Consider the following 22,313-nt stretch of genomic DNA (forward strand, 5'->3'; position numbering starts at 1 on the left):
CATGCGCGGTTCGCTCGCACAACTGACCGCTTCGATCGCAGGTAGCCGCGCCACGCGCGACGCCGCTTTCGAAGGCGTCTCGACCGACAGCCGCCAGGTAGCCCCTGGCGCGCTGTTCGTCGCGCTGCGCGGCGAGAAATTTGATGGACACGACTTCCTCGACCAGGTCGCCGCCAGAGGCGTGGCCGGCGTGGTCGTCGAACAGCTGCCGGAAGGCTTTGCCCTGCCGGCGCTGGTGGTGCCGGACACCCTGGCGGCCCTCGGCCGCATCGCCAATTCCTGGCGCAAGCAGTACGCTATTCCGCTGATCGGCGTCACCGGCAGCAACGGCAAGACCACGGTCAAGGAGATGATCTCCTCGATCCTGGCCGCCGCGTTTGGCGCGGAAGCTCGCCTGGCGACGCAGGGCAACCTGAACAACGAGATCGGCGTGCCGCTGACCCTGATGCGCCTTGCGCCGTCGCACCGCGCCGCTGTGGTCGAACTGGGCATGAACCATCCGGGCGAGATCGGCCGGCTGGCCGCAATCGCCGAGCCGACCGTCGGCCTGGTGAACAACGCCCAGCGCGAGCATCAGGAATTCATGCACACCGTGGAAGCGGTGGCGCGCGAGAACGGCTCGGTGCTGCAGGCGCTGCCGGTCGATGGCGTGGCCGTGTTCCCGGGGGATGACGAGTACACGGACTTGTGGCGCGGCCTGGCGAAGTGCGACGTGCTGACCTTCGGTCTTACCGATGCATGCGACGTGCACGCTACGTACACTTCGAACGGCTTCGGCAGCGACTTAAGTGTCAGCGTAACCCCGTCGTTCCCGCGCAGGCGGGAACCCATGGACACGCCGCATTCCAGCACACTCAGCATGGGGGGAATCGCCACAGGCGATTCCCGCCTGCGCGGAAACGACGGGCAGTTCAGCGTGAAGCTGGCCGCCGCCGGCGAACACAATGTAAGAAATGCGCTCGCCGCGATCGCGTGCGCCTGCGCCGCCGGCATCGACCACGACGCGATCGTGCGCGGCCTGGAGAGCTTCACCCCCGTCGGCGGCCGTCTGCAACTCAAGCAGGCGGCAATCGGCGCAACCGTCATCGACGACACCTACAACGCCAACCCCGACTCCGTGCGCGCCGCGATCGATGTGCTTGCCGGGTATCTAGGTGAGCGCATCCTGGTCCTGGGCGACATGGGCGAAGTCGGCACGCAAGGACGGCAGTTTCACGAAGAAATCGGCGCTTACGCCAAAAGCCGCGGCATCGATACCGTGCTCGTAACCGGAGAGCTGGCCCGCCACCTGGCCGCCTCTGGGGCACAACACTTTGAGCAGTTTGACGAATTATTGGCAGCACTGGATACAAAACTGGGCAGCAAATCTGACGCGACTGTGTTGGTGAAGGGCTCGCGCTTCATGAAGATGGAGCGCGTGGTCGAGCACCTGACTGGATCTCAAAACACTGGCAAGGAAGCCCATTAAAATGCTGCTCTGGCTCGCACAATACTTTCAGCAGGATCTAAGCTTCCTGCGTGTTTTTAACTACATCACCTTCCGCGCGGTGTTCGCCACGATCACCGCGATTACGCTCGGCCTGGGCTTTGGTCCGGCCGTGATCCGCAAGCTGACCGAAATGAAGGTCGGCCAGGCGGTGCGCACCAACGGCCCGCAGACCCACCTGCAAAAGCACGGCACCCCGACCATGGGCGGCGTGCTGATCCTGATCGCGATCGGCATCTCCACGCTGCTGTGGTGCGACCTGTCCAACCGCCTGATCTGGCCGGTGCTGGTGGTGACCATGGGCTTTGGCGCGGTCGGCTGGGTCGACGACTACCGCAAGGTGGTCTACAAGGACCCCGAAGGCATGCGCTCGGGCGAGAAGTACTTCTGGATGTCCCTGATCGGCATCGCCTCGTCGCTGTACCTCGCTTTTTCCGTCTCGGCCGGCAACCCCTGGCAGGTGTGGGAACTGTTCTTCGGCTGGGTGCAGTCCGGTTTTTCGATGGACCTGCCACCCAAGGCCGACCTGATCGTCCCGTTCTTCAAGACCATCAGCTACCCGCTGGGCGTGTGGGGCTTCATCGCGCTGACCTACTGCGTGATCGTCGGCGCGTCCAACGCGGTGAACTTCACCGACGGCCTCGATGGCCTGGCGATCATGCCGACCGTGATGGTCGGCGCTGCGCTCGGCCTGTTCGCCTACCTGACCGGCAACGCCACCTATTCCAAGTACCTGTTCATCCCGCACATCCCGGGCGCAGGCGAGCTGCTGATCTTCTGCGGCGCCATGGCGGGCGCGGGCCTGGCCTTCCTCTGGTATAACGCGCACCCTGCGCAAATGTTCATGGGCGACGTCGGCGCGCTGGCGCTGGGCGGCGCACTGGGCACCATCGCCGTCATCGTGCGCCAGGAAATCGTCCTGTTCATCATGGGCGGCATTTTCGTGGCCGAGACCCTGTCGGTGATCATCCAGGTCGGCTGGTTCAAATTCACCAAGAAGCGCTACGGCACCGGACGCCGCGTCTTCCTGATGGCGCCGCTGCACCACCATTTCGAACAAAAGGGCTGGAAGGAGACCAAGGTCGTGGTCCGCTTCTGGATCGTGACCATGATGCTGGTCCTGGTTGGACTCTCGACACTGAAGCTTCGCTGATTGATGACATACTCAGGCAAACAGGCACTGGTGCTGGGGCTCGGGGAATCCGGGCTGGCGATGGCGCAATGGCTCGCGCGCTGCGGCGCGCGCGTGCGCGTGGCCGACACCCGCGTCGACCCCGCACGCCTGCCGGCGCTGCGCCAGGCAGTGCCGGACGCCGAATTCATCGGCGGCCCATTCGCCGAGGACCTGCTCACCGGCGTCGACTTCGTCGCGGTCAGCCCGGGCCTGGCCCCGAACCGCGAACTGGCGCAGATCGGCCCGGCCGCGGCAGCGCGTTCGATTCCCGTCTGGGGCGAGATCGAGCTGTTCGCGCAGGCGCTGGCCGCGCTCAAGCTTGAGCGCGGCTATGCGCCGAAGGTGATCGCCATCACCGGCACCAACGGCAAGACCACCGTGACCAGCCTGACTGGCCTCTTGTGCCGCCGCGCCGGCCTGTCCACGCGCGTGGCCGGCAACATCAGCCCGGCCGCGCTCGACGTGCTGCGCGAGGTCCTGGACAACGACGAGCTGCCGCAGGCCTGGGTGCTCGAACTGTCGAGCTTCCAGTTGCATACCACTTTCAGCCTGGACGCCGACGCCGCCACGGTACTGAACGTGTCCCAGGACCACCTCGACTGGCACGGTTCGATGGCGGCCTATGCGCTTGATAAGGCGCGCATCTTCGGCGAACACACGGTGCGCGTGCTCAATCGTGACGATGCGGCCGTGATGCGCATGGCCGCCCCTGGCGCGGCGAATGCTACCTTCGGCACCGGCGAACCGCAGGAGCCGAACAGCTTCGGCCTGGTGGGCGAGCGCGGCGTGCTGTGGCTCGCCACCGCCGTGCCGGGCGAAGAACCCGAGAAAAAGCCGAAGAAAGGCCAGGCGCCTGAACCAGTCGAAGTCACGGTCAACCGCCTGATGCCGGCCGACGCGCTGCACATCCGTGGCCTGCACAATGCGAGCAACGCGCTGGCCGCGCTGGCGCTGTGCCGCGCCGTGGGCCTGCCGCTCGCGCCGCTGCTGCATGGCCTGCGCGAATACCAGGGCGAACCGCACCGGGTCGAACTGGTCGCCTCGATCGAGGGCGTCGAGTACTACGACGACAGCAAGGGCACCAACGTCGGCGCAACGGTCGCTGCGCTCGAGGGCCTGGGCAAGTCGTTCACCGGCCAGGACCAGCAGATCCTGTTGATCGCGGGCGGCGACGGCAAGGGCCAGGATTTCTCGCCGCTGGCCGGTCCATGCTCGCACTACTGCCGCGCAGTGCTGCTGATCGGCCGCGACGCGCCGCTGCTGCGCGCCGCGATCGAGCCGACCGGCGTGCCGGTGTTCGACCTGCCGGACCTGCCGGCCGCGGTGCGCCGCGCCGCCGGCCTGGCCAGAAGCGGCGACGTGGTCCTGCTGTCGCCTGCTTGCGCCAGCCTGGACATGTTCACCAACTACGCACACCGCGCGCAGGTGTTCGTCGATGCCGTGCGCGACATCGCGCTGGAGAAGGGGCAGGACATCTGATGGCCTTCCAGATTCCCTTCAAGTTTTCCGGATCGTCGAGCGATGCCGCCGCGGCAGGCAGCCGTCCGTCGCGCATGATGGAATACGACCAGCCGCTGGTGTGGGTGGTGCTGCTGTTGATGCTGCTCGGGATGGTGATGGTCTACTCGGCCTCCATCGCGCTGCATGATTCGCCCAAGTTCTCCTGGCTGGGCAACAAGTCCGACTACTTCCTGACGCGCCAGGCGCTGTTCATTGCCGTCTCGATGGTGGCTGCGATGGTGGTGTTCCGGATCCCGATCGCCACCTGGCAGCGTCTTGCGCCCCTGATGTTCGTCGCGACCCTGTTCCTGCTGGTGCTGGTCCTTGTGCCCGGCATTGGCGTGTCGGTGAACGGATCGCGCCGCTGGCTGTCACTGAAGGTGTTCAACCTGCAGCCATCGGAGATCATGAAGATCGTGGCCGTGTTGTACGCGGCCGACTTCACGGTTCGCAAGCAGCAGTACATGCACAAGCTGACCAAAGGCTTCATGCCGATGGCCGCTGCAATGGGTGTGGTCGGCATGCTGCTGCTGCTCGAGCCCGACCTGGGCGCGTTCGGCGTGATCGTCTGCATCGCCATGGGCATCCTGTTCCTCGGCGGATTCAACATGATTTGGTTCGGCGGCATCGGCGCGGTGCTGGTGCTGGTGTTCACCTCGATCATCGCGCTCTCGCCGTTCCGCCGCGCGCGCATGTTCGCGTACCTGAATCCCTGGGAAGAGGGCAATGCGCTGGACAAGGCCTACCAGCTGACCCACTCGCTGATCGCCTTCGGCCGTGGCGAAATCTTCGGCGTCGGCCTTGGCGGCAGCGTCGAAAAGCTGCATTACCTGCCGGAGGCACACACCGACTTCCTGATGGCCGTGATCGGCGAGGAGCTGGGCCTGGCCGGCGTGCTGGTCGTGATCGCGATGTTCTATTGGCTGGTCAAGCGCGCGTTCGACATCGGCCGCCAGGCGATCGCGCTCGACCAGACCTTTGCCGGCCTGGCCGCCAAGGGCATCGGCATCTGGATCGGCGTGCAGACCTTCATCAATATGGGCGTGAACCTGGGCCTGCTGCCGACCAAGGGGCTGACCCTGCCCCTGATGAGCTACGGCGGATCGGGCGTGCTGTTCAACTGCGTGGGTCTGGCGATCCTGCTGCGGATCGACTATGAAAACCGCGTGCGGATGCGGGGAGGACGCCAATGAAAAAGCTGATGATCATGGCGGCCGGAACCGGTGGCCACATTTTCCCCGGCATCGCGATCGCCCAGACCATGCGCGAGCGCGGCTGGGAAGTCACCTGGCTGGGCACCACGCACGGCATGGAGCGCGACATCGTGCCCAGGCACGACATTGCGATGGACCTGATCGATTTTTCCGGCCTGCGCGGCAAGGGGCTCAAGCACAGCGTCTCCGGCGCGTTCAAGCTGGTGGCCAGCTTTGCCAGCTGCCGGCGTTACCTCAAGCTGCGCAAGCCGGACGTGGTGCTGGGCATGGGCGGTTACGTTACCGTGCCGGGCGGCGCCATGGCGCGCATGGCCGGCGTGCCGCTGGCGCTGGTGAACGCCGACGCCGCGCTGCTCCTGTCGAACAAGACCCTGACGCCGCTCGCGCAGCGGGTGCTGTTCGGCTTCCCGGCCGATTTCGGCAGCGCTGCCGGCAAGGCGGTCGTGACCGGCAACCCGGTGCGCAAGGAGATCCTCGAGATCGCGCCCGCCGGGCATCGCTTCGCCAGCCGCACCGGCCCCCTGAACCTGCTGGTGGTCGGCGGCAGCCTTGGCGCCAAGGCCCTGAACGACAACGTGCCCAAGGCGCTGGCGCTGATTCCGGAGGGGCTGCGTCCGGTGGTCACCCACCAGTCGGGCAAAAAGAACATCGACGCGCTGCGCGAGGCATATGCCGCCGCGGGCGTGAAGGCCAACGTGGTCCCTTTTATTGACGACATGGCCGCCGAATACGCCAATGCCGACCTGGTGATCTGCCGCGCCGGCGCCATCACCGTGTCCGAGCTGACCGCGGCCGGGGTGGCCAGCGTGCTGGTGCCGTTCGTGGCCAGCACCACCAGCCACCAGCGCGACAACGCCACCTGGATGGCGGGGCAGAAGGCGGCGATCCACCTGCCGCAGGGCGAACTGGATCCGCAGCGGCTGGCCAGCCTGCTGCAGTCGACCACGCGCGAGGAGTGCCTTCGCATGGCGGAGGCGGCGCGCACGGCCGGCAGGATGGACGCGAACGAGGCAATCGCGAATCAACTCGAACAACTGGCAGCAGATAAGAGCCGATGAAGCACAAGATCAAACACATCCATTTCGTCGGCATCGGCGGCAGCGGCATGAGCGGCATCGCCGAGGTGCTGCTCAATCTCGGCTACAAGGTGTCGGGCTCTGACCTGTCCAGCAATCCGGCCAGCCAGCGCCTGGCGGAGCTGGGCGCGCGCGTGCAGCTTGGCCACGCCGCCGAGAACGTCATCGGCGCCGACGCGGTCGTGACCTCGACCGCGGTGCACGAATCGAATCCGGAAGTGATGGCGGCGCGTGCCGCCCAGGTGCCGGTGGTGCCGCGCGCGATCATGCTCGGCGAACTGATGCGCCTAAAGCGCGGCATCGCGATCGCTGGCACCCACGGCAAGACCACCACCACCAGCCTCGTCGCGTCGGTGCTGGCCCAGGGCGGGCTCGATCCGACCTTCGTCATCGGTGGGCGCCTGAACAGCGCGGGCGCCAACGCCAAGCTGGGCTCGGGCGAATACATCGTGGCCGAGGCCGACGAGTCGGACGCCTCGTTCCTGAACCTGTCGCCGATGATCGAGGTGATCACCAACATCGACGCCGACCACATGGAGACCTACGAGCACGACTTCGAAAAGCTCAAGGCCGCCTTTGTGCACTTCACGCACCGCCTGCCGTTCTACGGCCGCGCGATGCTGTGCATCGACGACCGCCACGTGCGCGCGATCCTGCCGCAGGTGACCAAGCCGGTGACCACCTACGGTTTTTCCGAGGACGCCCAGGTGCGCGCGCTCGACGCCCACGCCAGCGGCGTGCAGATGAAGTTCACGGTGCGCCAGGAGGGCTACCCGGACACCAGGTTCGTGCTCAACCAGCCCGGCATGCACAACGTTCTCAACGCCTGCTCGGCGATCGCGATCGCGCGCGAGATCGGCATTCCCGACAGCGCCACCGCGCAGGGCCTGGCCGAATTTCGCGGCGTCGGCCGCCGCTTCACCCGTTATGGCGAGGTGGCTTTGCCGAACGGCGGCAGCTTTACCCTGGTCGACGATTTCGGCCATCACCCGGTCGAAACCTCGGTCACGCTGGCAGCGGCACGCGCCGCCTATCCGGGCCGGCGCCTGGTGCTGGCGTTCCAGCCGCACCGCTATAGCCGTACACGCGACCTGTTCGAGGACTTCGTCAAGGTCCTGGCCACGCCCGACGTGCTGCTGCTGGCCGACGTGTACGCCGCCGGTGAAGCGCCGATCGTGGCCGCCGACGGCCGTGCGCTGGCGCGCGCGCTGCGCGCAGGCGGCAAGACAGAACCGATTTTCGTGGAGGCGATCGGCGACATGCCGGCCGCGATCCTGGAGGTGGCGCGCGACGGCGACGTCGTGCTCACCATGGGCGCAGGCTCGATCAGCGGCGTCCCCAACCAACTGATTTCTCATGCAAAGGCTTCATCGTGAGTACTCTTTCTTCAACTGACGCAGCCGCATTCGGCAAGGTTGGCGTGCTGTTCGGCGGCCGCTCCGCCGAGCGCGATATCTCGATCATGTCCGGCACGGGCGTGCTCAATGCGCTCAAGAGCCATGGCATCGATGCGCACCCGTTCGATCCGGGCACGCAGTCGCTGGCCGAACTGGAGGCGGCAAGATTCGACCGCGTGTTCATCGCGCTGCACGGCCGCTACGGCGAGGACGGCAGCCTGCAGGGCGCGCTCGAACTGCTCGGCATTGCCTACACCGGCAGCGGCGTGATGGCGTCGAGTATCGCGATGGACAAGATCACCACCAAGAAGATCTGGCTGGCGCAGGGCCTGCCCACGCCAAGGTACGCGACCATCGAACCGGGCGTCACTGACCTGGACAAGGTCGCGTCTGAACTCGGCCTGCCGCTGATCGTCAAGCCGCCGCTGGAAGGTTCGACCATCGGCATCACCAAGGTCACCAAGGCCGAGGACCTGAAGGCCGCGGTCGACGTGGCCACCGGCTTTGACAAGGTGGTGCTGGCCGAGGAATTCGTGACCGGTCGCGAGTTGACGGTCACCGTGCTGGGGCAGGGCGAGAATGCGCGCGCGCTGCCGATCGTGGAGATCGTGGCCCCGGAGGGCAACTACGACTACAACAACAAGTACTTCACCGACGACACCAAGTACCACTGCCCGGCGACGCTGGACGCGGCGATCACGGCCGAGATCGAGCGTATCGCCGTCGAGGCCTACAACGCGATCGGCTGCGAGGGCTGGGCGCGGGTCGATGTGCTGCTGCGCGAATCGGATAACCGCCCGTTCCTGCTCGAGGTGAACACCTCGCCGGGCATGACCGGCCATTCGCTGGTGCCGATGGCCGCGCGCGCGATCGGCATGAGCTACGAGGACCTGTGCGTCGAGATCCTGCGCTCGGCGCGCCTGAAAATTGGACAGGCACGGGGATAAAGAAGAATGTGGCACGACGTCCGAACCCTGAATGCGACCGCCAGCGGCCTGACCGCGCTGGTGCTGCTCGCCTGCGTGGTGTCAGGCGTGTGGTGGGTTTCGCAGCTGCCGATGTTCACGCTGCGCCGGGTGACGGTGGAGAGCATGTATGGCATCGGCCTGCAGCACGTGAACGAGCTCACGGTGCGTAACAGCGTGCTCGGGAAAATCAAGGGCAACTTCTTCACCGCGAACCTGGAGCAGGTGCGCACCACGTTCGAGGCGGTGCCGTGGGTGCGCCGCGCGACCGTGCGGCGCGAGTGGCCGAACCAGCTGATCGTCTCGGTCGAGGAACACGAGGCGCTGGGCACCTGGGGCGAGGACGGCCGCCTGCTGTCGGTGAAGGGGGATGTATTCACCGCCAACGTGGCCGAGGCCGACGATGACCACGAGCTGCCGGAGTTCGACGGTCCGCCCGGCAGCGAAAAGGAAGTGCTGGCATGCTTTTCCGAGCTGCGCAAATGGTTCGCGCCGGTCAAGCTGGTGCCCGAGTCGCTCAGCCTGTCGAACCGCTATGCGTGGACGGTCCGGCTTTCCAACGGCATGAGCGTGGCGCTCGGCCGCGAGCACGACCCGAGCATGCTCAAGGCGCGCGTGGAACGGCTGGTCGGCGTCTACCCGCAACTGGTGGCGCGGCTGCAGGAAGGGCATATCGACACCATCGACATGCGCTATCCGAGCGGACTGGCGCTGGCGTCGAGCGCCCTGTTGGTGCCGGAAGACGCGAACAAGCCGGTGAAGGCTGCCAAAAAACCAAAACTTAAAACAACCAAGCATACATAACAGCAGGCATACAGCAATGACAAAAGACGCGAAAAACCTGATCGTCGGCCTCGACATCGGCACCTCCAAGGTGGTGGCGGTGGTGGCCGAGGTGATGCCCGACGGACGCCACGAGGTGATCGGGCTCGGTCAGCACGAGTCGAAAGGATTGAAGAAGGGCGTCGTCGTCAACATCGAGGCGACCGTCGAGTCGATCCAGCGCGCGCTCGAAGAAGCGGAGCTGATGGCCGACTGCAAAATCCGCAACGTGTATGCCGGTATCGCAGGAAGCCATATCCGCTCGTTCAATTCGAGCGGCATGGTCGCCATCAAGGACAAGGAAGTCACCGCCACCGACGTGGCGCGCGTGATCGAGACCGCCAAGGCGGTCAACATCCCGACCGACCAGCAACTGCTGCACACGGTGCCGCAGGAATTCATCGTCGACAACCAGGAAGACGTGCGCGAGCCGATCGGCATGAGCGGCATCCGCCTCGAGGTGCGCGTGCACATTGTGACCGGCGCGGTGTCGGCGGTGCAGAACATCGTCAAGTGCGTGCGCCGCTGCGGCCTGGAGGTATCGGACCTGATCCTGCAGCCGATGGCCTCGGCCGACGCGGTGCTCACCAGCGATGAGAAGGAACTGGGCGTGGTGCTGATCGACATTGGCGGCGGCACCACCGACATCGCGGTCTTCTCCGACGGCGCGATCCGCCACACGGCGGTGATCCCGATCGCCGGCGACCAGATCACCAGCGACATCGCGATGGCGCTGCGCACCCCGACCGGCGAGGCAGAGGAAATCAAACTGCGCTACGGCGTGGCCAAGCAGGTGCTGGCCGACCCGGGCGAATCGCTCGAAGTGCCGGGACTGGGCGACCGCGGCCCGCGCTCGCTGTCGCGCCAGGCGCTGGCGGCGGTGATCGAGCCGCGCGTGGAGGAGCTGTTCGCACTGGCGCTGCAGGTGGTGCGCGAGTCCGGTTACGAGGGCGTGCTCTCGTCGGGCATCGTGCTCACCGGCGGCTCGTCGATGATGCCGGGGATGATCGAGATGGCCGAGGACATCTTCCTCAAGCCGGCGCGCCTGGGCACGCCGGACTACCGCGGCCAGCTGGCCGACGTGGTGCGCAGCCCGCGCTACGCGACCGTGCTCGGCCTGCTGCTGGAAGCGAAAAAGCAGTACCTGCGCGGACACATCGTCACGCGCCAGGACGGTTCGGTGAAGGCGGTCTGGCAGCGAATGAAGGAATGGTTCCTGGGGAATTTTTAAAAGCAGTCCGCGGCCTTGACGCCGTTCCCGTCCGGGGACGGCATGCGGGGACTGCGGGGAATGGTTGGTTGTAGTTCGGTTGGCAGTTCTTGGATCAAGCACACAGTCGTTTTTGAGTACAACGCAGTTTCCAATCGCCAGGCCTGATAGCGATTTATGAGGTCTAGCGCTTGGAAACGGCACTTTGATATTAGGAGTTTCATCATGGATTTCGATATGGTCGATAATGCAGCACTGGGAACCGTGATCAAGGTCGTCGGGGTCGGCGGCGCTGGTGGCAACGCGGTACAGCACATGATCAACAAGGGTGTATCGGGCGTGGAGTTCATCGCCGCCAACACCGACGCACAAGCGCTGGCCGCATCGACCGCGGACAACATCATCCAGATCGGCGAAACCGGTCTGGGCGCGGGCATGCGTCCGGAGATCGGCCGCCAGCTGGCCGAGCAGACCCGTTCGCGCATCGAAGACGCGCTGCGTGGCGCGCACATGGTGTTCATCGCCGCCGGCATGGGTGGCGGCACCGGCACCGGCGCCGCGCCGATCGTGGCCGAAGTGGCCAAGACCATGGGCGCGCTGACTGTGGCGGTGGTGTCCAAGCCGTTCTCGTACGAAGGCCAGAAGTGCATGGACATCGCCGAAGACGGACTGGAAGAACTGTCCAAGCACGTCGATTCCCTGATCATCATCCTCAACGAAAAGCTGGAAGAGATCTACGAAGACGAATCGATGCTCGACTGGATGAAGCATGCGGACGACGTGCTCAACAACGCGGTGGCCGGCATCGCCGAGATCATCAACGTGCCGGGTCACATTAACGTCGACTTCAACGACGTCAAGACCATCATGAGCGAGCAGGGCAAGGCCATGATGGGCACCGCGACCGCGTCGGGCGTGGACCGTGCGCGCATCGCGGCCGAGCAGGCGATCGCCTCGCCGCTGCTCGACGGGATCGACCTGTCGGGCGCGCGCGGCGTGCTGGTCAACGTGACCGCGAGCCGCAGCCTGAAGGGTAAGGAAGTCAAGGAAGTGATGGCCGCCGTGCGTGCCTTCGCCGCTCCGGACGCCGCCATCGCCCAGGGCATCGCCTACGAAGACTCGATGGGCGACGAGCTGCGCGTGACGGTGGTGGCCACCGGCCTGGGCAAGAACAAGAAGATCCAGCTGGTGCAGCCGCAGCAGATGCTGCGCACCGGTACCTACAACACCCCGGTGATGTCCGCCGGCGCCGGCCTGGGTAACGGCCTGTCGGTGGGAGCGGCCACCGGCGACGCGATGGGCGGCATGAAGCAGCCGGCCGTGTGGCGCCGCGAGCAGGCATCGGAGCAGGTGCAGGCGATGCAGCGCAACGGTGTTGAGACCTACGACATTCCGGCTTTCCTGCGCAAGCAAGCTGACTGATTTATCGGCGTTGCATCTTTACCGGGGCCGAGTGCCTCGGTTTTTTTTGTTCTTCACGGCGCGATCGCCACACCGCCTACCCTCGGCTTTTCGAGGTAGCGAATTCTTATACCAAAGGGCTTGTGCACTTAGCCATTGCCGCTGGTTGCAATGGATTAACGGCAGTGATGAGAAGATGGAAGAGGGCCGCGAACATAAACGTGTCAACTAACTCTCGTTACCCAGCCTGATATGAAAATTAAGACCTTGTGTGTTGTTCTGCTCTTTTTTGCTACCTCTACCCTCTATGCCGCGCAGGCGCCTTTGTTTCGCATGACATCCAATGCAGGACAGGCTGCCAACGGCAATCAGCCCAGCATGGTGTTTCAGGAGGTCGAACGTAGCGAAACCTCATCGACTGTGGAAGCAGTGCAGACTTCCGGAAGCGTAGCGGCAAAATCTATGTTCCTGCTGAGCGGAAGTTGCGCGTTGATGAAGGAACGAAAAAAAGAAGCTTTCAAGATCGAGCGGCTGTCCAAACAACCGATCCGCTTCATTGTTCGATTCGTGTCAGGCGAAAACATTGGCAATGAAGCGTTCGGCCAACCGATAGGCGAAGATGCCGTTATCCCCGCAGCCCGGTGCGATTTGATTCAATCAGTCTTGGCGCGGTAGTTGCTGCGAGCTCTGGTCACTTCGGATTTCTTTGCCTGCTCTGCACGCTTGCTCAGGATCGGGCATACTTGAGGGATTCACAAAAACCAGAGGAGTCACCATGACCATCCAGATCGGCGATCGCCTGCCGGAAGGCACCCTGTCCGAATTCATCGAAACCGAAACCGCAGGCTGTTCGCTCGGCCCGAACACGTTCCAGGTCGCCGACTTGGTCAAGGGCAAGAAGATCGTGATCTTCGGCCTGCCCGGCGCCTTTACCCCGACCTGCTCCGCCCAGCACGTGCCGGGCTACGTCCAGCACTTCGATGAACTCAAGGCCAAGGGCGTGGACGAAATCTGGTGCGTGTCGGTCAACGACGCGTTCGTGATGGGCGCCTGGGGCCGCGATCAGAAAGCCACCGGCATCGTGCGCATGATGGCCGACGGTAACGCGACCTTCACCAAGGCGCTGGGCCTGGACGCCGACTTCTCCAAGTACGGCATGGGCACCCGCTCGCAGCGCTACTCTATGCTGGTCGAGGACGGCGTGGTCAAGCAGCTGAACGTGGAGCAGGGCGGCTTCGAGGTCTCGAGCGCCGAATATATGCTCAAACAACTGGGCTGATCGACCGCAGCACAGAAAACGACGGCGCCGCGGCGCCGTCTTTTGTTTTAGCACGCGCGTTATGCATACGATGGGAACGGGGCAATGAGTATCAAGGCGGACAACCTGCGCAGCATCTACGCGATGCTGGTCGCGGTGGCATTCTTTTCCGTAATGGATACCACGATGAAGATGCTGTCAGCCGGCTTTCCGGCGATGCAGGTCGCCGCGCTGCGCTGCCTGGCCTCGCTGCCGCTGGTGCTGGTGTGGGTCGGCTGGCGCGGCGCGCTGCGTACTGCGCTCAAGGTGAACTGGCCGCTGCACCTGTTGCGTGCGGCGCTGGGCATCGTGATGCTGGCGCTGTTCGCCTACGGGGTCAAACACCTGTCGCTGGCCTCGGCCTATTCAATCTTCTTCATCGGCCCGATACTGATCACCGCATTGTCGGTGGTGATGCTGGGTGAAACCGTCAACGCGGCGCGCTGGCTGGCGATCGGCGTCGGCATGGCCGGCGTGATGGTGGTGCTGCGCCCCGACGGCAGTGGCTTGCTGAGCCTGGGCGGCCTTGCGATCCTGGCGGCGGCGACCTGCTACGCCGTGTCCGCCATCGCGGCGCGGCTGCTGGCGCGCACCGACAGCAAGGAACACATGATGTTCTGGCTGATGCTGCTGATGGCGGCGGGCGCCTCGGTGCTTGCCGCGCCGAACTGGGTCCCGGTGGAAAGCCAACACCTTCCGATCCTGTGCACGCTTTCCGTCAGCGGCTTTTTCGCCCAGATGGCGATCAACGAGGCATTCAGCCGCGGCGAGGCGTCGGTCGTCGCGCCGTTCGAGTATTCGGCGCTGGCCTGGGGTGTGGCGATCGACTGGCTGCTGTGGCGCACGCTCCCGGACCAGTTCACCCTGATCGGCGCGTCCATCATCATCGGCAGTGGCCTGTACCTGATCCGCCACGAAAAGGTCCACGCTTAAGTCCAGCATCCGTAGAAAGCGTCGCGCCGATGCGACCTGCTGGACCGCAGGCAACGCGCTCCGGAACGCCTACGCTATAATCGGAAGATGTTAAAGCAAAGAACGATTAAACAGCTGGTTCGCACCACTGGTGTCGGACTGCACTCCGGCACCAAGGTCGAACTGACCCTGCGCCCGGCCGCCGTGGATACCGGCATCGTGTTCCGCCGCGTCGACCTCGACCCGGTGGTCGAATTCGCTGCCAGCGCCGACGTGGTGGGCGACACGCGCATGGCCTCGGTCCTGGTCAAGGGCAAGGCCAGGGTGTCGACCGTCGAACACCTGATGTCCGCGTGTGCGGGGCTGGGGATCGACAACCTGTACGTCGATATCTCGGCCGAGGAAATCCCGATCATGGACGGATCGGCCTCGTCGTTCGTGTTTTTGCTGCAGCAGGCCGGCGTGCAGGAGCAGGCCGCGCCAAAGAAATTCATCCGCGTGCTCAAGCCGGTCGAGGTGCGCCAGGGCAGCGGCGACAGCGAAAAGTGGGCGCGGCTGTCGCCATACGACGGCTTCAAGCTCGACTTCTTCATCGAATTTAACCATCCCGCCGTCGACGGCACCGCGCAGCGCGCCTCGGTCGATTTCGGCGTGGTCTCGTACGTGCACGACGTGGCGCGCGCGCGCACGTTCGGCTTCATGCAGGACGTGGAAAGCCTGCGCGGCATGGGCCTGGCGCGTGGCGGCTCGCTCGAGAACGCGATCGTGATGGACGAGTACCGCATCCTGAACGCGGACGGACTGCGCTACGAGGACGAGTTCGTGCGGCACAAGATCTTGGATGCGATCGGCGACCTGTACCTGGTGGGCTATCCGCTGCTGGCCGGCTACGAGGCGCACAAGTCCGGGCATGGACTGAACAACCTGCTGCTGCGTGAACTGCTGGCACAGCCGGATGCGTATGAGATCGTGACCTTCGACGCGCCGGGCACGGCGCCGGTGTCGTACGTGCGCCAGATGGCGCGGGAGTGGGCGCTTACCTGAGCCGGCCCTTGGTAGGGTGGGCGGGTCTCCCGCCCACGCGTCCAGCCAGCGCCGGCACCGCCGCTGTGCGTTCGGTTGATGCACGCACTGTTTGAACGCGTGGGGTGAGTCGGGCTAAATGCCCGACGAACGAGCCGCCCACTCTACGCACTGCATCGTACGGCTTGCCGGAAGCGTAGGGGGCGCGCGGCCGGCGAGGACCTGTGCGCACGCTGTACGGTTGAATGTCGTTGGCTCCGGTACGCACACGTACCGCGGGCGCACAGGTGCGCACCCTACGATGGTTATTTCATGGCCGCGCTCTCGCGGGCATCAACCCTCCTGCCGCCGCTTCGCCGCCATATTCTTGATCGCCGCAATCAGCGTCGCATTCTGCGGCGTATCCGGCAAGGCATTGCCCAGCTGTTCAAACGCATCCACCGCCACCGGCGGCAGCTCCAGCGTGCGCATCTGTACCTGGGGCGGCATCGCGCGCGCCACCTGTACCTTCAGCCGTACCGACTCGACCTGCCAGCCGCGCTGCTGCAGCGTCGCCTGCAGCTTGGGCAGCTGCTGCTTGAGCCGCGCCGCGACGGCCGAGCTGGGCACGGCCAGCACCAGCACGCCTTCCTGAAAGGACAACACGTCGCAATTGCTGAACATGGCAGGCAGCGCGCCCGCGCAATCGTGTTGCAGGCGCGCGATGCGGGTCGCGGTCGGGAGCAGGCTGGCGAGCCGATCGTTCTTGCGCAGGAAGTCGAAGACGTCGAACGAGGTCTGGGTGTTCCGGGTTCCGTAAACATGCATGAGGGGAACAATAGCACAGGCAGCGCCAATGCGCGATCTTGTGGATAATCTTGGCTGGCCGAACAGGGGCCGGCCGGGGGGAAAGCGTTTCTGGATGGAAAACCCTTGTAATTCCTGCCATTGGCCCCAAGTGTGGCCGGACTGCATGATAGAATCACTCGGTTTTAGCCATAGGCGGTCTTCGACTGATATTTTTTTGATATCATCCCTGGCTCTTTTCGCGGCATTTTTCTAGAACACAGCATGTCTTTACTGACCCAGATTTTCGGCAGCCGTAATCAGCGGCTGCTCAAACAGTACCAAAAATCCGTGCGCGCCATCAGTGCGCTCGAGCCGCAGATGGAACAGCTGTCCGACGCCGAACTCCAGGCGAAGACTCCGGAATTCAAAGAGCGCCTGGCGGGCGGGGCAACGCTTGACGACATCCTGGTCGAAGCGTTCGCGGTGTGCCGCGAGGCGGCCAAGCGGGTGCTCAAGATGCGCCACTTCGACGTCCAGTTGATCGGCGGCATGGTCCTGCACGACGGCAAGATCTCCGAGATGGCGACCGGCGAGGGCAAGACCCTGATGGCGACCCTGGCGGTCTACCTGAACGCGCTGGCCGGCAAGGGTGTGCACGTGATTACCGTCAACGACTACCTGGCCCAGCGCGACGCCGAGCAGATGGGGCGCCTGTATGGCTGGCTGGGCTTGAGCACCGGCGTGAACCTGTCGCAGATGGACCACGACAGCAAGCAGAAGGCCTACGCCTCCGACATCACCTACGGCACCAACAACGAATTCGGCTTCGACTACCTGCGTGACAATATGGTCTACGAGGCGCGCGAGCGGGTGCAGCGCAGCCTGAACTTCGCGGTGGTCGACGAGGTGGACTCGATCCTGATCGACGAAGCGCGCACGCCGCTGATCATCTCCGGCCAGGCCGAGAACCACACCGATCTGTACTACCGCATGAACGAGGTGCCGCCGCTGCTCACGCTGCAGGTCGGCGAAGAGACCCCGGACGGCAAGGGCAAGATCGACGTCCCGGGCGACTACGTCAAGGACGAGAAGGCGCACACGGTGCTGCTGACCGAAGCCGGCCACGAGAAGGCCGAAGCCATCCTCACCAAAATGGGCCTGCTGCCGGAAGGCGCCTCGCTGTATGACGCCGCCAACATCACCCTGATCCACCACCTGTACGCGGCGCTGCGCGCCCACGTGCTGTACCACAAGGACCAGCACTACGTGGTGCAGAACGGCGAAGTGGTGATCGTCGACGAATTCACCGGCCGCCTGATGACGGGCCGCCGCTGGTCCGACGGCCTGCACCAGGCGGTCGAAGCCAAGGAAGGCGTGAAGATCCAGAACGAGAACCAGACCCTGGCCTCGATCACCTTCCAGAACTACTTCCGCATGTACAGCAAGCTGTCGGGGATGACCGGTACCGCGGACACCGAAGCGTACGAGTTCCAGGAGATCTACGGCCTGGAGACCGTGGTCGTCCCGCCGAACAAGCCGAACCAGCGCAAGGACCGCCAGGACCAGGTCTACAAGTCGGCCACGGAAAAATACCAGGCCATGGTGACCGACATTCGCGACTGCTACGAGCGCGGCCAACCGGTCCTGGTCGGCACCACCTCGATCGAGAACTCGGAACTGCTGTCCGGGATCCTGAACCAGGCCAAACTGCCGCACAACGTGCTCAATGCAAAGCAGCACGCACGTGAAGCGGAGATCGTGGCGCAGGCGGGCCGTCCGAAGATGATCACCATCGCGACCAACATGGCCGGCCGCGGTACCGACATCGTCCTGGGCGGCAACGTCGAAAAGCAGATCCAGTTCCTCGAGGCGGACGAATCGCTGTCGCCGGAACAGAAGGAAGCGCAGTCGAAAAAGCTGCGCGACGAATGGCAGTCGCTGCACGACCTGGTCGTGTCGCAGGGCGGCCTGCACATCATCGGCACCGAACGCCACGAATCGCGCCGGGTGGACAACCAGCTGCGCGGCCGCGCCGCGCGCCAGGGCGACCCGGGCTCGTCGCGCTTCTACCTGTCCCTGGACGATCCGCTGCTGCGCATCTTCGCGGGTGATCGCGTGCGCGCGATCATGGAACGCCTGAAGATGCCGGAAGGCGAGCCGATCGAGGCAGGCATCGTGACCCGCTCGATCGAATCGGCGCAGCGCAAGGTCGAGGCGCGCAACTTCGACATCCGCAAGCAGCTGCTCGAATACGACGACGTCGCCAACGACCAGCGCAAGGTGATCTACTCGCAGCGTAACGAACTGCTGGAAGCGGCCGACATTTCGGAGCTGATCGCCTCGCTGCGCACCGGCGTGTTCACCGACGTCGTGCGCAACTACGTGCCGGCCGACTCGGTCGAGGAGCAGTGGGACATTCCGGCCCTGGAGCAGACCCTGGCCAGCGAGTGGGCGCTGCCCGTGCCGCTGGCACAGATGCTGGAGGACGAGCCGAACCTGAACGACGACGACATCCTCGAGCGCGTCCTGGCGGCAGCCGAGGAGTCGTACGAAGCCAAGGTCGCGGTCGTGGGCAAGGAAGCGTTCGGCGGCTTCGAGCGCAACGTGATGCTGCAAAGCGTGGATACCCACTGGCGCGAGCACCTGGCGGCGCTGGACCACCTGCGCCAGGGCATCCACCTGCGCGGCTATGCGCAGAAGAACCCGAAGCAGGAATACAAGCGCGAGGCGTTCGAACTGTTCGCCAACATGCTGGACATGATCAAGAACGAAGTGATCCGCATGGTGATGACGGTGCGCATCCAGACCCGCGAGGAAGTGGAGGCCGCCGAGGCTGCAATGGCGGCCCAGATGGCACAGCTGGAAAATATCAACTACCAGCATTCCGACTTCAACCCGGCGGCCGCGCCCGAGGAGCTGCTGGCTCCGACAGCGGCGGCGATGCCCGACCGGGTGGGCGGCGCCGCGCTGGCGGACCACAACACCTATGAGGGCATGAAGGTCGGCCGTAACGATCCTTGCCCTTGCGGCAGCGGCAAGAAGTTCAAGCAGTGCCACGGCAGGCTGGGCTAACCTGGATTTAAGTTCCAACGAAAAGGGCGGCAGGATGCGAATCCTGCCGCCCTTTTTTCGCGCGCCACGTATGTAGCACGCAGGTGCACATGCCCGCGCCCCCTACAATTTGCTTTGGCTAAGGGCTTCGGCAGGTCGTAGGGTGCGCACCTGTGCGCACGCGGTCAGAGTCTGCCCGGCTCGCGGCGTTGCTGACATGACGCACAGTCTGCACCGCGTGCGCACAGGTGCGCACCCTACAACCCCTAGCTTTGATCCGACTCTTAACGTGAATCAACCGCATGTCGAAGGCGTGACTATGCCTCGCCGAAACATGCGATAAAGAAACGCAAAACGCGATGCAATGTTGGCCAAGCGCCACCGCTGGCGCCTCTAACCGTGAATTGCGCTGCGTTTTGCGTGATTCATCCTACGGGGCGGCACGTCGCTTTGCAATGCCCGTTAGGGCGGCATAGAGCGATCCTGCCGCCCTTTGTCATCGGGGTGTCGGCTAGTGCATGTGCTCTGCCTGCTCGCTCCGGTACAACTTTTCTTCCTGCCACAGGGTGACGAACAGCGTCATCACGACCGGGCCGACGAACAGGCCGATCAGGCCCAGCATTTCGACGCCGCCCAGGATTCCCAGCAACACCGCCAGGAATGGCAGCTTGGTCGCGTTGCCGATGATGGCCGGGCGCACGAAATGGTCGGCCACGAACAGCACTACACCGCCCCAGACCAGCACCGCGACGGCCCCCCCAATATTGCCGTTAAAAGCCAGCACGGCCGCCACGGCGCCAAAGGCCAGCGGCGCGCCGAACGGGATGATCGCCAGCACGCCGGTGGCGGCGGCCCACAGCACGGCCGACGGCACATTCGTGAATTCGTAACTGATGCCGAGCAGCACGCCTTCGGCCAGCCCGACCAGCACCAGGCCGTTGACGGTGGCCCGGATCGCGGTCGGCACCTTGGTCGCGTACAGCTTCCAGCGGTGGTCGCCGATCAGGTGGTGGCCGATCGCATCGAGTTGCGACAGCAGGGCGGGGCCGTCCTTGTAAAAGAAAAACAGGGAGAGGAAAGCGAACAGCACGTCGATCATGCGGTGCATGACCACGCTGCCGAATATCTTGAGCAATTCGCTGGCGTTATGCAGACGCACGGCCGTGCCGTCGGTCAGCAGGTGGGAGAGGCCGTGCGGCTGGCTCAGCGTGGTCTGCCACCATTCGTAAATTGCACTGCCGACCAGCGGAATCCGATGCAGCCAGCTTGGTGCCGCCAGCCCTTCGGTATTCGCCTGGGCCACCAGCGCCGCCAGGGCCGGCGCCTGGTGCGCCGCCTGCACGCACGCCAACGCCAGCGGGGTGATGAACACCGCGGCGCACAGCAGGGTCACGCCCAGCGCGGCGGCGATCTCGTGGCCGCCGAGCGAACGCTTGGCCCGGGCGTACAGCGGCCATGTCGCGGTGGCCAGGATGGCGGCCCACAGCAGCGGCAGCACGAAGCGTTGGGTGATGAAGGCGGCAAAGGCAATGATTGCTACCGAAAATATTGCGCTCAGTACGTCTCGTTGGGCAGGTCTCATCAAGTCTCCAGACTCAATTTATGCAGTTCGGTTGTCGGTGAGCTTTACACCGGATTTTCCCAAGAAATGTAAACACTTGATTTTAAACGCAGTTTGATTTCGGCATGGATTTTGCTACCTGATCCGACGCTTGGTTTCATTGTGAAAATCACTTTTTGTAACTATTTTTTGGGGATAGTAGAATGAAAATTAGATCACTGCTGGCCATACTGGCCCTCGGTGCCGCCACCACCCTGTCGAGCCTGGCCGATGCGGCGCCGCTGCGCAGCGGCTTCGGGGGGCCTGAAGGATACGGCGAACTGGCGCTGGTTCCGGCGGACGACAATTCGTCCAGTATCCTGAACCTGCCCTTCACGCTCAATTTCTTTAACCACAATTACAACCAGTTCTATGTCAATAATAACGGCAACGTCACCTTTGGTGGGCCGGTGTCGTCGTATACGCCTACCCCGTTCCCGATTTCCAACCAGCCGATGATCGCGCCGTTCTGGGCCGACGTCGACACCCGCCCTCAACCGGGCGGCGGCGCGGTCTACGTGGCCTCGCCGGATGCGAACACGGTGGTGGTCACCTGGCATAACGTCGGCTACTACAACCAGCATACCGACAAGCTCAACGATTTCCAGTTGACGCTGGTGAACCGCTCCGATACCGGCGCCGGCAACTTTGACATCGAATTCCGCTACAACCAGCTGCAATGGACCACCGGCGACGTCAGCCAGGGCTACCCGGCGCAGGCGGGCTATGACGCGGGCGACCTCCAGCACTTCTTCGTGCTGCCCGGCTCGTTTACCACCGGCGTCGTGAACCTGGCCAATACCTCCAACCTCAGCCAGGAAACGCCGGGCGTGTGGACCATGGCAATCCGCAACGGCGTCACCTCGGACGGCTCGAGCCCGGATGCCCCGCTGTTGCCGACCATCGTGCAGGAAGACGGCTATCACTTCAACTTCAACGTGGTGCTCGACCAGCGGGTATTCATCGACCCGCTGGTGGCGGTGGGCTATGAATACACTGTCCAATCCGGCCCGAACTTCGCGAGCGTGCTGTTGCCGACGATCGCCGGCGACCTGGACGGCTACGAGATCTGGGACCTGGACAACAATTTCCTCGCCCACGTGATGGGCGGCGAAATTTACACCTTCGGCCCGGATGGCATCCGGGGCTTCCGCGTGCTCGGGATCGACGTCGATGCCGGCCTGGACCCCGCCAACACCCAGGCGTTCGTGACCGGCCTGACCTTCACCGGCGCTGGCCAGGTATCGATGACGCAGAACCCGATCACGGTGCAAACCTCCACCGATGTGCCGGAACCGGCCAGCTTGCTGCTGCTGGGACTGGGCGCCGCGGGCGCGTTCGCCGCACGCCGGCGCCGCGTGTCCGCCGCCGCGCATGCGTAAGGGCTTCCTGCAGCGGCTGCCGGCCGGCCTCGCGC

General features: G+C 64.4%; 18 protein-coding genes. 16 read left to right on the forward strand and 2 right to left on the reverse strand.

The annotated features are described in order from the left end of the window. Position 1 precedes the first annotated feature (1 nt). From E4O92_RS19605 to lpxC, 14 genes are all read left to right on the forward strand, one after another. On the forward strand, positions 2-1,468 hold the full coding sequence (locus E4O92_RS19605; protein WP_135191346.1) for a UDP-N-acetylmuramoyl-tripeptide--D-alanyl-D-alanine ligase: 1,467 nt from the start codon (positions 2-4) through the stop codon (positions 1,466-1,468). A 1-nt stretch (position 1,469) separates the two neighbouring features. Further along, complete coding sequence (gene mraY, locus E4O92_RS19610; protein ID WP_135191347.1) at positions 1,470-2,639, forward strand: phospho-N-acetylmuramoyl-pentapeptide-transferase; 1,170 nt, start codon at positions 1,470-1,472, stop codon at positions 2,637-2,639. A 3-nt stretch (positions 2,640-2,642) separates the two neighbouring features. Further along, positions 2,643-4,139 (forward strand): UDP-N-acetylmuramoyl-L-alanine--D-glutamate ligase, encoded by a 1,497-nt coding sequence (gene murD, locus E4O92_RS19615; protein WP_135191362.1) that lies wholly within the window; start codon positions 2,643-2,645, stop codon positions 4,137-4,139. After that, a complete protein-coding gene (gene ftsW, locus E4O92_RS19620) occupies positions 4,139-5,353 on the forward strand; it encodes a putative lipid II flippase FtsW (protein ID WP_135191348.1) in 1,215 nt (404 codons plus the stop codon). Before murD ends, ftsW begins: the two co-directional genes overlap by 1 nt. Beyond that, positions 5,350-6,432: an undecaprenyldiphospho-muramoylpentapeptide beta-N-acetylglucosaminyltransferase gene (murG, locus tag E4O92_RS19625; protein WP_135191349.1), complete on the forward strand. Its 1,083-nt coding sequence runs from the start codon at positions 5,350-5,352 to the stop codon at positions 6,430-6,432. Before ftsW ends, murG begins: the two co-directional genes overlap by 4 nt. After that, positions 6,429-7,826: a UDP-N-acetylmuramate--L-alanine ligase gene (murC, locus tag E4O92_RS19630; RefSeq protein WP_135191350.1), complete on the forward strand. Its 1,398-nt coding sequence runs from the start codon at positions 6,429-6,431 to the stop codon at positions 7,824-7,826. Before murG ends, murC begins: the two co-directional genes overlap by 4 nt. After that, positions 7,823-8,794, forward strand: coding sequence for a D-alanine--D-alanine ligase (locus tag E4O92_RS19635; protein ID WP_135191351.1), 972 nt, complete (start codon positions 7,823-7,825; stop codon positions 8,792-8,794). Before murC ends, E4O92_RS19635 begins: the two co-directional genes overlap by 4 nt. A gap of 6 nt (positions 8,795-8,800) precedes the next feature. Next, positions 8,801-9,616, forward strand: a complete 816-nt coding sequence (locus E4O92_RS19640) for a cell division protein FtsQ/DivIB (RefSeq protein WP_135191352.1) — start codon at positions 8,801-8,803, stop codon at positions 9,614-9,616. A gap of 16 nt (positions 9,617-9,632) precedes the next feature. Further along, positions 9,633-10,865 carry a cell division protein FtsA gene (gene ftsA / locus E4O92_RS19645; protein ID WP_135191353.1) on the forward strand — a complete coding sequence of 411 codons (1,233 nt, stop codon included), beginning with the start codon at positions 9,633-9,635 and terminating at the stop codon, positions 10,863-10,865. A gap of 204 nt (positions 10,866-11,069) precedes the next feature. Then, positions 11,070-12,266 (forward strand): cell division protein FtsZ, encoded by a 1,197-nt coding sequence (gene ftsZ / locus E4O92_RS19650; RefSeq protein ID WP_135191354.1) that lies wholly within the window; start codon positions 11,070-11,072, stop codon positions 12,264-12,266. Positions 12,267-12,497: 231 nt separating this feature from the next. After that, positions 12,498-12,920, forward strand: coding sequence for a hypothetical protein (locus E4O92_RS19655; protein ID WP_135191355.1), 423 nt, complete (start codon positions 12,498-12,500; stop codon positions 12,918-12,920). A 100-nt stretch (positions 12,921-13,020) separates the two neighbouring features. Beyond that, on the forward strand, positions 13,021-13,524 hold the full coding sequence (locus E4O92_RS19660; RefSeq protein WP_135191356.1) for a peroxiredoxin: 504 nt from the start codon (positions 13,021-13,023) through the stop codon (positions 13,522-13,524). 84 nt (positions 13,525-13,608) lie between these two features. Then, on the forward strand, positions 13,609-14,475 hold the full coding sequence (locus E4O92_RS19665) for a DMT family transporter (protein WP_229483571.1): 867 nt from the start codon (positions 13,609-13,611) through the stop codon (positions 14,473-14,475). A gap of 87 nt (positions 14,476-14,562) precedes the next feature. Continuing rightward, complete coding sequence (lpxC, locus tag E4O92_RS19670; protein ID WP_135191357.1) at positions 14,563-15,498, forward strand: UDP-3-O-acyl-N-acetylglucosamine deacetylase; 936 nt, start codon at positions 14,563-14,565, stop codon at positions 15,496-15,498. 312 nt (positions 15,499-15,810) lie between these two features. Here the strand turns inward: lpxC and E4O92_RS19675 are convergent, their stop codons facing one another. Beyond that, positions 15,811-16,431, reverse strand: a complete 621-nt coding sequence (locus E4O92_RS19675) for a DciA family protein (protein ID WP_229483573.1) — start codon at positions 16,429-16,431, stop codon at positions 15,811-15,813. Between the two features lie 96 nt (positions 16,432-16,527). Between E4O92_RS19675 and secA the strand changes: the two genes are divergently transcribed. Continuing rightward, positions 16,528-19,317, forward strand: a complete 2,790-nt coding sequence (secA, locus tag E4O92_RS19680) for a preprotein translocase subunit SecA (RefSeq protein WP_135191358.1) — start codon at positions 16,528-16,530, stop codon at positions 19,315-19,317. Between the two features lie 490 nt (positions 19,318-19,807). On the opposite strand, the gene E4O92_RS19685 is transcribed toward secA, so the two are convergent. Then, on the reverse strand, positions 19,808-20,878 hold the full coding sequence (locus E4O92_RS19685; RefSeq protein WP_135191359.1) for an AI-2E family transporter: 1,071 nt from the start codon (positions 20,876-20,878) through the stop codon (positions 19,808-19,810). A 182-nt stretch (positions 20,879-21,060) separates the two neighbouring features. Between E4O92_RS19685 and E4O92_RS19690 the strand changes: the two genes are divergently transcribed. Further along, positions 21,061-22,278 (forward strand): nidogen-like domain-containing protein, encoded by a 1,218-nt coding sequence (locus E4O92_RS19690; protein ID WP_135191360.1) that lies wholly within the window; start codon positions 21,061-21,063, stop codon positions 22,276-22,278. The last annotated feature ends 35 nt before the right edge of the window (positions 22,279-22,313 follow it).

Origin of the sequence: Massilia horti (assembly GCF_004614195.1) — a bacterium.
GTDB lineage: Bacteria > Pseudomonadota > Gammaproteobacteria > Burkholderiales > Burkholderiaceae_D > Telluria > Telluria horti.